Raw genomic sequence first — 14,126 nt, forward strand, 5'->3', positions numbered from 1 at the left:
GGTGCGACGATTCGACTTGCCCCCGATGGCGGCCTGACAGCCGGCCATTATGTTGGATCAGAGCGAGTACATATCCTTTGCTGCGGTAACGGCGGCTTAGGGTTCCGCCCTTACGGCGTCTCACTTTTGAAAAGCGCAAAAGTAAGCAAAACGCTCTTGCCCCACCACTCGGCACCTCGCCTAGGCTCGGTGTGCCCGGAATCCGACAGTGATTTGGGGGGCCGCCGCCACGCGCCATCCATGGCGCGGGGCGGCTAAACCGGCATCCCTGCCGGTTTACCCCCCAAATCACTATCGGATTCCGGCCAGCGTGGTTTAACGGGGCGCTTAAGATCAAGAGCAAGATCAAGAGCGACTCGCTTCGCATCGTGGTTACTTAGGCTGCTACAAAGTTGTGTAGATACCTATGGCTATCGGGGGCTCGCCTTAATGCCAGTCAGTTAAGAAGTAGAAAGGGTAAAAAGTAACCTGTGGCGAGGGAGCTTGCTCCCGCTGGACTGCGCAGCAGTCCCATTTTTGGGGCCGCTTCGCGGCCCAGCGGGAGCAAGCTCCCTCGCCACAGGTACAGTGTTCGTCCTTAACTGACTGGCATTAGGGCAAGCCCCCTCCCACATTTGGAGCAAAATCATGAAGCCATGCGCAATCGCCGGGCCCTGAGCCCGGCCATCAATGAAGGCGCCAATGCCACCATCGCCGAGCCGATCACTACCACCAGCGCGCCGAAATACCCCAAGGCATTGATCGCTTCGGCCTGCACAAACTCCGGCCACAGCCACGCCGCCAACGCTACCGCCACGAAGGTCACCAGCGGCGTCAGCGCCAGGGTCGCACTCACCCGTGAGGCCTCCCAGTGGGCCAGCGCCTCGGCAAACGCGCCGTACGCCACCAGGGTGTTCATGCAGCACGCCAGCAGCAGCCAACCCTGCAGCGGGCTCAGTTGCAGCGCCTCCAGCGGGTGCGCCCAGGGTGTCAGCAACACGGCGCACGACAGGTAGATCACCATCATCACCTGCAGCGAATTCCACACGGTCAACAACTGTTTCTGGCCCAGGGCGTAAAACACCCAGATGCTGGTCGCCAGCAGGACGGTCAGTACCCCGGCGGTGTAGCTGCCCATCGAGGTGAGCAGTTCCAGCAGGCGCTGGTTGAAGAACAGCCCGAAGCCAACGATCAATATCACCAGCCCCGCGCCCTGCCCCAGGCTGAAACGCTCCTTGAATACAAACACACTGGCAACCATCAAAAAAATCGGCCCCATCTGCACCACCAGTTGCGCGGTGCCGGGGCTGAGCATTTTCAGGCCGACCAGATACAACACGTAGTTGCCGACCAGCCCACACACCGCCATCGCCACCAGCCAGCCGCCCTTGGGGCCGAGCACCTTGCGACTGGGCAAACGCCTGGTCGCCGCGAGGTAAACAAACAAGCAACTGCCGGCCACCATCAGGCGAAACCAGGTGACGGTGATCGGGTCCATCACCTGCAAGACCTGTTTGAGCTTGATCGGCAGAATGCCCCAGAGCAGCGCGGTCAACAGGGTCAGGAAGAAACCGTAGACCCAGCGGCCGGAAGAAATGTGCATGAGTGCCCCAGATGCCAGAGGAAGTGGAACCGGCATTCTAGGGGCATGCGATGCGCTTTGGGTATCATGCTGTGTTCATGGCACGCCCATCACCAGTACCCCGCTGCCGCTGATGGGGCCGGCGGCCGGCAACGAGCCCGCTCGACGTACCAGGGAAAACGCCACGTCGTCGGCACCCGTGCTGTTAGTGATGCGGGTCAGGAACGAACCGTTCACAGCCACCGCTGCGCCGCCGCGAACAAGCGCTGTGCCCACATCCCCATTGGTCATCATCAGCAGGCGTGAATCGAACGAAGAGCGGGTGCCCTTGTAAGTAATGGTGATGGGTGTATTGATCCCGCCATCCGGGCACGAATAGGTCAGCCTGCGGTTGCTGACGATGGCGGATGTCAGCGGGTCGGTGCCGATGGCCCGCTGGTGCACGTTGCCGAAGTTGATCTCGATGGGGTAGTTGTTATTGATCGTGCAGGTAGACGGGGAAACGGTGAAATTGTTGGCAGCGGTATACCTGACGGTGAGCTGCGGCCGCGTGCCGTCGTAGTTGTTCGAACTGGTGAGACGCAACAGACCGAGGTCGTCGCCAATTCGCACATCGAACGGGTTGGAGGGATAGTTACGTAGCAGAATATAGGGGGTGACATTGATCAGATGAACACTCCCGTTGTTGGGGATGGTGACGATGCCGATACCCGACGGCACCGGCGTGTTGAGGAAAGCGCCATTGATGCGTAACCCGGTTCTTTCGCTTGCGAATTTCGGGCCGGGCGTCCAGGCGGTGCCTACCGTACTCCCGGTTGTCCAATAGTCCGCATGCCAGGCAGGGCCGCCGCTGTAGGTGAATCGACATTCCAGCCGTGCGCCTTCCAGCATAATCCTGCTGCGGTCGGCACTCAGAGTGACGGTAACGGGGACCTGCAGGTTCGGGTTGCCATTTTGCCAGGGGCCGCCATTGACACGGCAATCGACAGCGTGCGCGGTCGTGGTTATACCCGTCAGAACGAGAAGCACCAAGGCTCCAGATAGTCGTTGCATCTTGAACTCCATCAAACATCTGAAATGAGAGCACGTCCCTGTAAGAGCGGGCTTGCTCGCGAATGCGGTGGGTCAATCAGGTGGTTATCAACTGACACACCGTATTCGCGAACAAGCCCGCGCCGGCATGTGGAGCTGCACGCATCAGGGCACGCCCATGACAAGTACACCGCTCCCGCTTATGGGCCCTGAGGCCGGTAGCGACCCATTGCGTCGAACCAGAGAAAACGTCACATCATCCCCCCCTACGCTATTGGTGATCTGGGTCCGGAACGAACCGTTCACAGGCACCGCTGAGCCCGCGCGAATCAGCGCCGTGCCCACGTCTGGATTGGTCATCCGCAGCAGCCGTGGGTCGAACGAAGACGGGCTGCCTTTGTAGGTGATGGTGATGGGTGTATTGATCCCGCCATCGGGGCATGAATAGGTGAGCCTGCGGTTGCTGACGATGGAGGACGTCAGCGGGTCCGTGCCGATGGCCCGCTGATGCACGTTGCCGAAATCGATCTCGATGGGCGCGTTGTTGTTGATCGTGCAGGTTGAGGGGGACACGGAAAAGTTATTCGCCGCAAGGTACGTGAGCGCAAGCACCGTGCTGGTGCCGTTGTAGTTGTTTGTCTGACGCAGGCGCAGCACGCCCAGGTTATCCCCTATCCGCACGTCGACAGGGTTCGTCGGGTTGTTGCGTATCAGGATGTAGGGCGTGACGTCGATGGGGACGCCCACACCGTTGTTGGGCATGACCGCCAACTGGATGTCATACGGCACCGGGGTATTGAGGTAAGCACCGTTGATGCGCAAGCCGGTGCCCAGCTGAGTGAATTTGGCGCCGGGCGTCCACGGAGGCCCGGCCTGTGTGGCGGTCCGCCACAAGTCCACGAACGTGGGGAAAGGCTGCCCCGGGGTGAATCGGCATTCCAACCGGGCTCCTTCGAGGTAGATACGCGAGTTATCCGAACCCGGTTGCACCATGACGGGCACCTGCAAGTTCAGCGTACCGCCTGCACCCACATTCACCCACCTGCCACCATTCACACGGCAATCGGCGGCTGTCACAGCGGTACTCACACCGGTCGATACCAGAAGCACCGTGGCGCCAAATAATCGTTTCATCTTGAGCTCTCATTCCTCTGCCCTACCCAGGCCCAGCGCTATGGATAGTCCAACGTGAACGTTGAGGTCACCGTGTATGCACCGTGCCCGATGGTCTGATCCGCGATGGCTGTCGGCTCGCCCTGCACATAGGCCTTGAGCTCGATGGCATTGCTGCCGTCGCTCAACAGCTGCTTGTCGCTGACGGCATTCAGGGGCAAGGGTTTATCGCTTAAGGTCTCGATGCCGACGCCAATGCCAGAGGCGCCGCTGCCACCGTCCAGCGCGAGCAGACCGGGAAGTTCTGTGTTTTCCCTACCGCCGAAGGTGATGGTCACCGAATTGCCGATCGTGGTGTCGCAGTCTTCCAGGTGCAGCTTGAAACGCTTACCCACCGAGCGCGTGTTGATATAGAGGTGTTTGCTGGTCAGGTCCCAGAGTTCCAGCGTAATTGCCTCGTCGCCGGGGCGCAGGGTGCACGCTTCTTCGACCAGGTTGCCTTTGAAACGCAGATTGTCCGCCGCGTGCCCCATGGGGATCAGGCCGCAGATGAGCAGGAGTGCCAGGCCGTGCTTGTGAACCCTTTGATATCGCATCGATTCAGCTCCTACTGGTATTCGGCCAACAACGTGGCCACCGCCGTGAAACTGGCGGGAGGCAGCGTTGCGCCGGGCTGTTGCACCGGCACCACCTCCAATGTCGGCGGTGACGACAGGGTGATATCCAGCGGTGTATTGAGTGAAAATGGCAGGTCATTCTGAAAAACCCGAATGCCCAGCGCAGGCACGCTGGTCTGCACCGCTGCACCGTCAAACGCCGTGGGGGTGCCGTTGACGCTCAGTTTCAGCGCCCACGGCAGCGTGTCGGTGCCGCAGTTGATCGCGTAGCCGACGCCCCTGCGATACCTCACACCGTCGACGCGTTTTACCCCGACATCGCCAAAGTCGACTTCAATGGTGTTGCCCGTATCGATGGTGCAGGGCGGCGGCTCATTCAACGTGCCGCTGAACGTCACGTTGGCGGACGCGCCACTGCACAGGCCGATGGCCCACAGGGCGAGCAACGCTCGCGGCTGCCAAGCTGTCATGGGTCGTTCCTCTTGTTATCCGTAGCCGTTTTATCGGTAGCCATCATTGGTAATCGACCACCAGGGTCGCGGCGGCATCGAAGGCCCCGCCGGTCAGCGTGCTGCCCGCACGCTTGACCGGCACCGCCTGTACCACGGGGAAATTGGGGTAGGTAAAATTCACTGCCGTATTCAGCGGCCAGTCCGCGCCATTCACAAACAGCCTGACCCCAAGATCGGCCTTGCGGGTCGAGAGCACACGACTGTCAAACGACGCCACCGTGCCCTTGAGTTCCAGGGTCAGCGCATTGCTGAACGGCGAATCACAGGTGACGGTATACGGCACATCGCGACGGTAGTTGACCCCGTCGACCCGTGACGTCTGCAGATCATTGCCAAACGGCACGTCAAGCGTGCTACCACCGTTGATGACGCACGGCGGAGGCGCAATGATCACCGCGCGAATGGTCAAGCTGGTCTCGGCCTGCACGCCCTGGCAGACCGCCAGCAACACGCCGCCGGCGATCAAACCGATTGATTTAGCCATCGCTGCACCCTTATTCATAATTGAGCCTGACTTCCACGACGGCCCTGAATGCTCCACTGGTCAACGGCGCAGCGGTGCGCGTGGGCCGCACATTCCAGGTCTGGGTATTGCGGCCCACGGGCAAAAACAGCGGCTGACCGCGTGTGCCCAGTTGCACGTCCCGGCCGAGGGCGTCGGTCAACTGCAGGCCCATGCCGGTGACGCCCTGCACTTTGACCAGCCGTGGATCGTCGGCATCGGCCGGCGCCTCGAACAGCACCGACAGCACCGGTTGGTAGGCGCTCCAGGTCAGGTTCCCCGTACGCTCATTGCGTATGCGGCCGGCGGTGCGCAGACAATCGGTGAACCGCAGCTGAAAGGCCTTGGCGGTCGCCTGGTCACCGGGGCGTTGCAACTGGCTGGTCGATACCGCGTCCAGATCGACGGTCTGGTGCAGGGAGCTCATTTCCAGGCTGCAAGGCGACTCATGCATGGAGCCGAGCACATTGAGCATGCCGCTCATGCCTTCGATATCCTCTTCATCCGCCGCCTGTGCCCCCATCGCCATGACCCAGAACAGGCCGCCCAGGACCTTCACTTTTTGCGAATTCATGACGTTCTCCAGCAGCATTACTCGTTCGCCGGCGCGGCCTGGGGGTTCACCTTGCAAGTGTCGCCCGTGCAACTGAAGGCCAGCACCGGGCGCCCGCCGTAATCGTTTACATAGGCCAGATAAGGGCTTGTCCCCAGCGCCTTGGCCGTGGCGCCCAGGGTCAACGCACCCTTGGGTGGCACCATCAGTGGCGTGAAGCCCTGCACGGTTTTGCCATCCTTGCTGCTGCGCGCATCCACCAGGGTCACGTAATACGGCGTCGGGTTGTTCACCCGGTATTGATCGCCTTCACGGGTCAGGGTCAGCTTCTCCTGCCAGGGGTTGGACAGGTCCTGCTGGCTCGGCGCAATGGCTTGCGGCCGGTAGAACAACTTGATGCGGGTTTGCAGGGCAATCTGCAGGGTGTTGGACTTATCACTGCGCGGCGGGATCTCCCGCAGGTTGAAGTAGTACACCGTCTCCCGGTCCTGCGGCAGCGCCTTGGCCGCCGGCAATGCCTGGACTTTCACCTGGCTCTGTTTGCCCGGCTCCAAGCGTTGCACCGGTGGCAGCACGATCAACGGCGTGGTGATTTTCTGACCGGCTTCATCCTCGATCCAGCCCTGGGCCAGGTACGGCAGCTGGGTATTGTTGTTGGTGATGTTCACGCTGGTGGCGTCTTTGCCACCGTCGAAAATCACCCGGGTACGGTCCAGGCCCACCGCCGCGTTGGCGCTCTGGCTCAAGCCCAGGGCCAACAGCGCAAAGGCCGGGAATGTGGAACGTGTGGTCGGTCTCATGAGGCTGTGTTCTCCGTATCGGTAGGCTTGCCGGTCAGCCCGTCGGGCTCGGGCAAGAAGGGGTCAGCGGCTACCACTTGGCAGCGCAATTGCAGGGCGTCGGTCAAACCATCGGCGGGCAAGGTGGCGGGCAGCGTGAGCAGGCAGCGCTCGTCGCCGCCCCAACTGACGGACATCTGCTCGCCGGCCTGGATGCCGCTCAGGTAGACGTGGCCGCCGTCATTCACAATGCCGGTGTCTTGTTGCTTGAGGTTCTTCACCGTCGCGCCGAAGGGCGGCGAACTGCCATCCGCCAGGCGCAGCACCGCCATGGCTTTTTCGCCGGCGATCACGTCCAGCGAGCGATAACCGATCGCCCCTTCGGTGAGCGTCAGTTGCGTGACCGACTGAGTGGCTTCGACGTTGCTCGGCAGGCGCTCCAGATCGACACTGGCGGCGGTACGCTGATAACTGCTGATATCCGAGATCACGGCCTTGCCGAAGGCATTGCTGCGCGTCGGCGCGCCATAACCGCGTACGGGCACATCGGGCACTCCGGTGGTGTCGACCATCAGGCGGGTGCCGCCGGTACTGGTGGTGCGATGGAGCGCGGCACCGTAGGCCGTGACCGTGGCCCCGCCGCGCGCAGAGACACTGAGGCTGCCGGAACCGCCCTGCTGCCTGCCGGCGCTCACATCGATGTCGGCGTGGTCGCCCATATGGCTCAGGTAACCGCTGGCGGAGGTGTCGCTCGCGCTGAGCTGATAGCTGTTGCGCTCATCGAGGCGGTCGCTGTAGCGCGTGGCAACATTGTTGTTGCCGGCGGCTCGGCTGGCGTCCAGCGAGAGCGTGCCGGTACGCCCCAACGGCAGGCTGACCGTCAGCGCCATGCCGTTATCCTGATAGTTGTATTCCTGGGTGCGGTACATGTTCAGGGACAGGCTCATGTTCTTGACCGTGCCCACATTGAAGTAGCGCGACAGCGACAGGTTCCAGCGCTGCGTGTCCGGCCGGTCCCAGTAGGTTTGCTTGTTGTAACTGGCGTAGACGGTGGCGCCCAGGTCACGAAACTGCTTGTTGACCGTCACCGTATACAGCGCCTTGCTGCCGCCGATCGGCTTCCACCCCTCATTGGGGTCCCGATAATCCCCTCGCCCGCCGAGTTCGCCGTTCAGCCCGTAATACCGGGCGTCCAGGTATTCACTCATGCTCAGGAAGTTCTTCTCGGAAAAGCGGTAGCCGGCGAACGTCACCTGGCTGTCGTACTGTTCGAAATTCTTGGAATATTGAAGGCGGTAGGATTTACCCGAGAGCGTCTCGTTCCACACGCTGGCATGGGACTGCGTGACATCCAGCGAGACGGCGCCGAACGCCAGCAAGTCGCGGCCCGCGCCCACGGATAACGCCCGATAGTTGTTATCGGTGATCCCCCCACCGAACAACGACCAGCCATTGCTCACGCCCCAGGAAAACTCTCCGGTGCCGAAGACGTTGCCATCGGAGCCGTTCTGCAGATTGGACGGTCGCCCGCTCGCCAGCTTGTAGCGGACCTGGCCTGGGCGCGTCAGGTAAGGCACACCGGCGGTGTTGAGCTGGAAGGTCTGCACCGAACCGTCCTGTTCTTCCACGCGCACATCCAGCTTGCCGGTCACCGCATCATTGAGGTCCTGAATGCGAAAAGGACCGGCCGCGACCAGCGTCTCGTAGAGCACACGCCCCTGCTGGCTGATGATGACTTTTGCATTGGTCTTGGCCACCCCGACCACTTCCGGCGCGTAACCCCGCAAGTTGGGGGGCAGCTGGCTCTGATCCGAGTTGAGCGAAGCGCCGGTGAAGCGGAAGCTGTCGAACAGGTCCGAATACAGGTAGCTCTCACCCACCACCAGGCGCGCCTGCAGCGCAGGAATGGCGCGATACGCGTAGTAGCGGCTCCACTCCAGCTTTTGCGGCCCCGCCGCTTCCTGCCGGCCGCTCTCCACGCGCCCTTGCCAATCGGCCCTGAGGCGCCAGGCGCCGGCATTGGCCCCGACGGTGCCGTTGCCACTGAGGTTTTTGCGCTGGCCGTCATTGCGCTGATAGTTGGACTGCGCCGTCAGGCTGTAGTCCAGCAGCAGCCCCGGCACGCCCTCGTCCCATCGGGAAGGCGGATCCCAATGGAGGGCGTTGTACTCGAGGTAAGCCTGGGGCAGGTTGATGCTCAGGCTCGAGGTGGCCAGATCGCCCATCACCTCCATGCCCGGCAAGCTGGTGATATCCAGGCACTCGCCGTCCTTCCACCAGGTCAGTTTGCCGGCTTCGGAGGCTTTCAGGCCCAGTTGCTCGACCAGACTGTGCGACAAACAGGCCTGGCTGCCCTTGGGATCGTTATCGGGGGGATAGAACGCCACCGATTGTTCAGGAATAGGCTGGGCGTTCAGTTGCACAGCCATTGTGTAAGTGCCTGGCAGAATGAAGCCGCTGCGCGCAAATCGAGACAAGTCGATATTAGTGCGATCACCCAAATCGAGAACGTCGGTATTGAACTCGATATCGCCAGCGCCCATTGCAGTGCCCGCCAGTGACATCAACCCGCCCAACAGTCCGGGACGGAGCGTATTTTTGATTTTCGACGTATTCAACATGCAAGCCTGTCCATCACTGTTCAAAAGTATTCCAACTTGAACCGCACCGCGGCACTGTGAGCCCCGACTGCCAATGGCAAGCCGTTGCCGACCAGGAAAAACCGGTAGTTGAGTGTCATGTCGCCCTCCGCCAGCGGCACCGGCGCCATGCGTTGCCCCGGAAGACTTTCCTCGCCGGCAGCGTCCACGATGTGCAGGGCAACCCCCTGCGACTCGCCAAAGACCGCGAAGGAAAGCCCTGCCCTGTCGGTGGGGCCCTCGAACGTCACGCGCATGTGCTCCCAGTCCGGCAGGGTTTCACCTGGGCGCAACGGGTCGGGGCGGGTCAACGAGCAATTGACCAGACGCAACTGGAAGGGATGGTCTTCGCCCCGTGTGTTGCGCAGGAGTCGGCCAACCGGTTCGGGCGGCATCTCGATGGTTTGATCGATACTGGCCAATTCCAGCCCGCAGGCGGAATCAACCACTTCCCCTCCCAGCTGCACGACCCCATCGCCTTGCGCAGACGCCTGGGCGACCACGCAAGGGCTGATGAACGTCGTCAGTGAAGAGGCGATAGCCAGACGTAGGAATGTGTTCACCTGGATCTCCCGTCAGCGTTCCCCCGCCACACCGGGTGGCGGGGGCACAACTTACTGATAAGCCAAGGTGAAATTGGTGACCGCGCTGAAGTCGCCGGGCACGATCGGGGCGGTGGCGGCGCCTTGTACATAGGCGCCGAATTCCAGGGTGTTATCCCCAGCGGCGATGATTTGCGGGGCGGTAGGTACGCCCAACTCAACCGGGGCGCCGCCATGGGTCATCATGATGCCCACGCCGCCAGCACCGCCGACCGTACCGATCGCGCCCGGTACAGCACCGGATGGCGCACCGGTGAAGGTGGTGGTGACGGTGTTGTCAGTGAGGCCCGTCAGGTCGCACCCTTCCAGTTCGATCAGCACGCGCCGGGCCTCCGACTTGCCCCCCGATTGCAACTGATGCTTGGCAATTGCCCCCAGGCGAACAGTTTGATCAACGGAGTCAGGCTTGATAGAGCAAGCGCCCGAATGGACCGACCCCAAAAACGTAACCGTTCCATCTGCCGCGTGCGCCATAGACACCGAACCCGCCAGCAGACCGACAGACAACAGCACAGCTTTCATTTTGGTTTTCATCTACAGATTCCCACTTAACAAGTGTCATTAAGAAGCCCTGTCACCGTTAGGCGCAGGGCTGGTTAAAAAGGCGGTTTCACCCATGCATTGAGGGGGATGTTCCTGAGCTGCTTTCCAACTTTTTGTATTGCATTTCAGGACCACACTCAACGCCGGGCAAGTGTCCGCTTCACACTTGAAGAAGTAAGCCAGCTGTTTCTTTTAACGATGTAGCCTTTGATATCAAGGCTTGCAGGAAAATTATGGCACTTTGCCAAAACTTTGAAATTTACTGAAGGAATGGGACTACACGCGAGTTAATGCGAATAATTTAGCGCAGGACATAGCCGTAAGAATAGGGCTACACGCACTAAACAAACAACAAACTTTATTGGGGGTTTGCAACCGAAGAATTTAGCTGCGGGGCGAGGGGTGTGTCTGAACGGACAGGTAATGGCAACAGGCTACGAACCGAGCGCCAGCCCCATTCTTCCTATTAAAAATATCAGCAGAATCAAAAAGAACACCCTGATAAACCTGCTGCCATATCTTAGCGCCAGGAAAACCCCGGTCAGGGAACCTGCAATATTACACAGGGCTACCACTCCACCTATTGCCCATAATACGTTGCCGGATGGCACAAAAAATATAAGGGCCGCGCTGAAAGTCCCTAAGTTAACCAGCTTTGCAGAAGCGGAGGCGTTTAGAAAATCAAAACCGAAATATTTAACGAACACAAAGAGCAATAGACTGCCACTGCCGGGCCCGAACACGCCATCATAAAAGCCAATTACGCCACCGAAGAAAATGCCCAACAAAACTTGCTTGGTGCCGCAGTGCTTGTGTGAGCTCGCCAATCCTAAATCTTTCTTGATAAACGTATAGCCTGCCATGGCTATCAAGAGAAAGAACACAACGTACTCCATCAGCCTCTTAGGGATAATAGAGACGGACATGGCCCCAACAAACGCAAAAATAAAAGCCGAGACCATGGTGGGAAGCATTAACTTCCATATGATCCTTATTCTTTTCAGGTAGCTGAATATAGAGGAACAATTCCCTGCCAATACGGCAAGTTTATTTGTTCCAAACACCGTGGCGAGACTGTACTGAGGTAAGGCGTGCAGCAGCGCCGGCAATTGTACAAGCCCGCCGCCGCCAACAGCAGCGTCTATTAACCCGCCGCAAAAAGCAAAAAAACCTAATGCAATCACAGCCTGTTCAACATCCATATAAAAGTTCCGGCCAGCATTCAGATTCAGGGGCCAATAACATAATTTATTGATTAGCTTGCAACAAGTAACTTATACTGAGCCGATCATTCACTTTTAGTGAGCAATGCAATGGAACTCTCACAGCTGACTATGTTCAAGGTGGTTGCCGATCAGGGCAGTATCATTCGGGCCTCCGAACTGTTGCATTGCGTTCCGTCAAACATAACAAACAGAATAAAAGCGTTAGAGAAGGAGCTTGGCGCTTCCTTATTTATACGAAAGGGCCGAGGGCTTGTTATCAGCCCTTCCGGACGATTGTTTCTTGAATACACAAATAAAATTTTGTCACTGTGCCAGGAATCTCGACGAGCGCTTGACCCTGCATCAGTGGCTTGCGGGGTATTGAAGATTGGTGCAATTGAGTCTTCTGCGACAGGAAGACTGCCCAAGCTGCTGTCCACTTATCATCAACACTACCCCGCCGTGCAAATGGAATTCAGTACGGGGCCCTGGCCACAGTTGGTTGATGATGTGGTTGACTTCAAGTTGGATGGCGCATTTATTGCTGTGAGCCCTGAGCACGCAGATATTGAATGTGTGGAAATCTATCAGGAAGAGCTCGTATTAATTGCGTCGGCGTCTGCAGGGACAATCCGAGGACCTCAGGATCTTGGTGGGAAAAACATATTCATGTGGCCCGAAGGATGTCCTTACAGGAAGTCGCTGGAAAACTGGCTGGCTGATTGCGGCGTAGCGAGCGCCATAACAAGCATTGCCAGTTATGGCACCATCCTGGGGTGCGTCAGTTCTGGGGCGGGCGTATCGTTAGTGCCTAAGGGCATGTATGAGCAGTTTCGGAAAATGGGTGGAATCAGCGGCTATGAATTCAGTGAATTACTACCTATAACAAACTATTTCATCTGGAATAAAAACGTTAAGGTTCATCCTGCAAAAGACAAGTTTGCAGCTTTGTTAATGGAACAGTTTAAACACCTTTGAGCTTTTCGATGCAGGATGGCTTGCGCAAGCTTGCTCATTCCTGATCCAACATTCTGGTCGGCTGTCAGGCCGCCATCGGGGGCAAGTCGAATCGTCGCACCGCCCCTCCCACATTTGGATCGCGGGGCATCAGTTCAGGCAGTCGTCGGCTGCCGAGCCGTCAGACTCCTGCCTTCAGTGGCCGCGCACTAGCGCACGGCTTCAAACAACCCGGTTGCGCCCATCCCGCCACCTACGCACATGGTGACGATGCCATAGCGCAAATCACGTCGTTGCAGCTCCCGCACCAGGTGCCCTACTTGCCGCGAGCCGGTCATGCCGAATGGATGGCCGATGGAGATGGAGCCGCCGTTGACGTTGTAGCGGGCATTGTCGATTTCCAGGCGATTGCGGGCGTACAGGCACTGTGAGGCAAACGCTTCATTGAGTTCCCACAGGTCGATATCCGCCACCTGCAAGCCTTTGGCCTTGAGTAGTTTTGGCACCGAGAACACCGGGCCGATGCCCATTTCGTCCGGTTCGCAGCCGGCCACGGTAAACCCGCGAAAGAACGCCTTGGGCTTGAGCCCCAGCGCCAGGGCTTTTTCCAGGCTCATCACCAGGGTCATCGAGGCGCCGTCGGACAGCTGCGACGAGTTACCCGCCGTCACCGAACCGTCTTCGGCAAACACCGGCTTCAGGCCACTGAGACTGGCCAGTGTGGTGTCGGGGCGATTGCAGTCGTCGCGGTCGACCACGCCATCGAGTACCTGCACCTGGCCGGTGTGCTTGTCTTCGACGCTGTACTTGACCGCCATCGGCACGATTTCATCGTCGAACAGACCATCAGCCTGGGCCTGCGCCGTGCGCTGCTGGCTTTGCAGGGCGTACAGGTCCTGGTCCTCGCGGCTGACCTGGTAGCGCCGCGCAACGATTTCGGCGGTCTGGCCCATGGGCAAGTAGATACCGGGCACCTGCTCTTTGAGCAGCGGGTTGATCAGGTGGTCGGTGTTGACGCTCTTCATGGTCAGGCTGATGGATTCCACGCCGCCGGCGACGATGATGTCGCTGCAACCCGAGGCAATCTGGTTGGCCGCGATCGCAATCGCCTGCAAGCCCGACGAACAGAAACGGTTGAGCGTCATGCCCGCCGTGCCGGTGCCCAGCTGTGACAGCACCGCCACGTTACGCCCGATGTTGTAGCCCTGGGCGCCTTCGTTGGAGCCGGCGCCGACGATGCAATCCTCCACCGTCGCCGGATCGATGCCATTGCGGCTCAACAGCGCGTTGACGCAATGGGCCGCCATGTCATCAGGGCGAGTCTGGTTGAACTTGCCGCGAAAAGACTTGGCCAGGCCGGTTCGCACGCTGTCGACGATCACTACTTCACGCATGGGGCTACCTCGATCTTGTGGTTGTGGATCGAGGATAGAGCCGGGCCCTGGGCAGGCGCGATGATCATTCACTGCATGGATGCAAAAGCATGAGGCCGGGATGCGGTCCACCTGATG

General features: G+C 59.5%; 14 protein-coding genes. 1 reads left to right on the forward strand and 13 read right to left on the reverse strand.

What is annotated here, in order from left to right:
- Window positions 1–625: 625 nt before the first annotated feature.
- From C4J88_RS18285 to C4J88_RS18340, 12 genes are all read right to left on the reverse strand, one after another.
- Window positions 626–1,582: a DMT family transporter gene (locus C4J88_RS18285; RefSeq protein ID WP_124407770.1), complete on the reverse strand. Its 957-nt coding sequence runs from the start codon at window positions 1,580–1,582 to the stop codon at window positions 626–628.
- 75 nt (window positions 1,583–1,657) lie between these two features.
- Window positions 1,658–2,614, reverse strand: a complete 957-nt coding sequence (locus C4J88_RS18290) for a fimbrial protein (protein ID WP_124407771.1) — start codon at window positions 2,612–2,614, stop codon at window positions 1,658–1,660.
- 144 nt (window positions 2,615–2,758) lie between these two features.
- The gene (locus C4J88_RS18295; RefSeq protein ID WP_124407772.1) at window positions 2,759–3,727 is read right to left on the reverse strand and encodes a fimbrial protein; all 969 of its coding nucleotides are present in this window, start codon (window positions 3,725–3,727) and stop codon (window positions 2,759–2,761) included.
- Window positions 3,728–3,765: 38 nt separating this feature from the next.
- Complete coding sequence (locus tag C4J88_RS18300) at window positions 3,766–4,302, reverse strand: fimbrial protein (RefSeq protein WP_124407773.1); 537 nt, start codon at window positions 4,300–4,302, stop codon at window positions 3,766–3,768.
- Window positions 4,303–4,313: 11 nt separating this feature from the next.
- The gene (locus C4J88_RS18305; protein WP_124367773.1) at window positions 4,314–4,793 is read right to left on the reverse strand and encodes a fimbrial protein; all 480 of its coding nucleotides are present in this window, start codon (window positions 4,791–4,793) and stop codon (window positions 4,314–4,316) included.
- Window positions 4,794–4,836: 43 nt separating this feature from the next.
- Window positions 4,837–5,319, reverse strand: coding sequence for a fimbrial protein (locus tag C4J88_RS18310; RefSeq protein WP_124367774.1), 483 nt, complete (start codon window positions 5,317–5,319; stop codon window positions 4,837–4,839).
- Between the two features lie 10 nt (window positions 5,320–5,329).
- On the reverse strand, window positions 5,330–5,911 hold the full coding sequence (locus C4J88_RS18315; protein WP_124407774.1) for a fimbrial protein: 582 nt from the start codon (window positions 5,909–5,911) through the stop codon (window positions 5,330–5,332).
- Between the two features lie 17 nt (window positions 5,912–5,928).
- A complete protein-coding gene (locus C4J88_RS18320) occupies window positions 5,929–6,690 on the reverse strand; it encodes a fimbria/pilus periplasmic chaperone (RefSeq protein WP_124367776.1) in 762 nt (253 codons plus the stop codon).
- On the reverse strand, window positions 6,687–9,290 hold the full coding sequence (locus C4J88_RS18325; protein ID WP_164487728.1) for an outer membrane usher protein: 2,604 nt from the start codon (window positions 9,288–9,290) through the stop codon (window positions 6,687–6,689). Before C4J88_RS18325 ends, C4J88_RS18320 begins: the two co-directional genes overlap by 4 nt.
- Window positions 9,291–9,310: 20 nt before the next feature.
- The gene (locus tag C4J88_RS18330) at window positions 9,311–9,871 is read right to left on the reverse strand and encodes a fimbrial protein (RefSeq protein WP_124407775.1); all 561 of its coding nucleotides are present in this window, start codon (window positions 9,869–9,871) and stop codon (window positions 9,311–9,313) included.
- Between the two features lie 51 nt (window positions 9,872–9,922).
- Entirely contained in the window at window positions 9,923–10,444 is a 522-nt protein-coding gene (locus tag C4J88_RS18335; protein WP_124367778.1) for a fimbrial protein, read from the reverse strand.
- 443 nt (window positions 10,445–10,887) lie between these two features.
- Window positions 10,888–11,655 (reverse strand): TSUP family transporter, encoded by a 768-nt coding sequence (locus C4J88_RS18340; RefSeq protein ID WP_124407776.1) that lies wholly within the window; start codon window positions 11,653–11,655, stop codon window positions 10,888–10,890.
- Between the two features lie 111 nt (window positions 11,656–11,766).
- Between C4J88_RS18340 and C4J88_RS18345 the strand changes: the two genes are divergently transcribed.
- Entirely contained in the window at window positions 11,767–12,636 is an 870-nt protein-coding gene (locus C4J88_RS18345) for a LysR substrate-binding domain-containing protein (protein WP_124407777.1), read from the forward strand.
- Between the two features lie 188 nt (window positions 12,637–12,824).
- On the opposite strand, the gene C4J88_RS18350 is transcribed toward C4J88_RS18345, so the two are convergent.
- Window positions 12,825–14,009, reverse strand: coding sequence for a thiolase family protein (locus C4J88_RS18350; RefSeq protein WP_124407778.1), 1,185 nt, complete (start codon window positions 14,007–14,009; stop codon window positions 12,825–12,827).
- Window positions 14,010–14,126 lie beyond the last annotated feature (117 nt).

The organism is Pseudomonas sp. R4-39-08 (assembly GCF_003852275.1).
Taxonomy (GTDB): domain Bacteria; phylum Pseudomonadota; class Gammaproteobacteria; order Pseudomonadales; family Pseudomonadaceae; genus Aquipseudomonas.

Coding starts and splice junctions, on each gene's coding strand:
- C4J88_RS18285 (WP_124407770.1), bottom strand. CDS start 1,582: ATGCACATTTCTTCCGGCCGCTGGGTCTACGGTTTCTTCCTGACCCTG.
- C4J88_RS18290 (WP_124407771.1), bottom strand. CDS start 2,614: ATGCAACGACTATCTGGAGCCTTGGTGCTTCTCGTTCTGACGGGTATA.
- C4J88_RS18295 (WP_124407772.1), bottom strand. CDS start 3,727: ATGAAACGATTATTTGGCGCCACGGTGCTTCTGGTATCGACCGGTGTG.
- C4J88_RS18300 (WP_124407773.1), bottom strand. CDS start 4,302: ATGCGATATCAAAGGGTTCACAAGCACGGCCTGGCACTCCTGCTCATC.
- C4J88_RS18305 (WP_124367773.1), bottom strand. CDS start 4,793: ATGACAGCTTGGCAGCCGCGAGCGTTGCTCGCCCTGTGGGCCATCGGC.
- C4J88_RS18310 (WP_124367774.1), bottom strand. CDS start 5,319: ATGGCTAAATCAATCGGTTTGATCGCCGGCGGCGTGTTGCTGGCGGTC.
- C4J88_RS18315 (WP_124407774.1), bottom strand. CDS start 5,911: ATGAATTCGCAAAAAGTGAAGGTCCTGGGCGGCCTGTTCTGGGTCATG.
- C4J88_RS18320 (WP_124367776.1), bottom strand. CDS start 6,690: ATGAGACCGACCACACGTTCCACATTCCCGGCCTTTGCGCTGTTGGCC.
- C4J88_RS18325 (WP_164487728.1), bottom strand. CDS start 9,290: ATGTTGAATACGTCGAAAATCAAAAATACGCTCCGTCCCGGACTGTTG.
- C4J88_RS18335 (WP_124367778.1), bottom strand. CDS start 10,444: ATGAAAACCAAAATGAAAGCTGTGCTGTTGTCTGTCGGTCTGCTGGCG.
- C4J88_RS18340 (WP_124407776.1), bottom strand. CDS start 11,655: ATGGATGTTGAACAGGCTGTGATTGCATTAGGTTTTTTTGCTTTTTGC.
- C4J88_RS18345 (WP_124407777.1), top strand. CDS start 11,767: ATGGAACTCTCACAGCTGACTATGTTCAAGGTGGTTGCCGATCAGGGC.
- C4J88_RS18350 (WP_124407778.1), bottom strand. CDS start 14,009: ATGCGTGAAGTAGTGATCGTCGACAGCGTGCGAACCGGCCTGGCCAAG.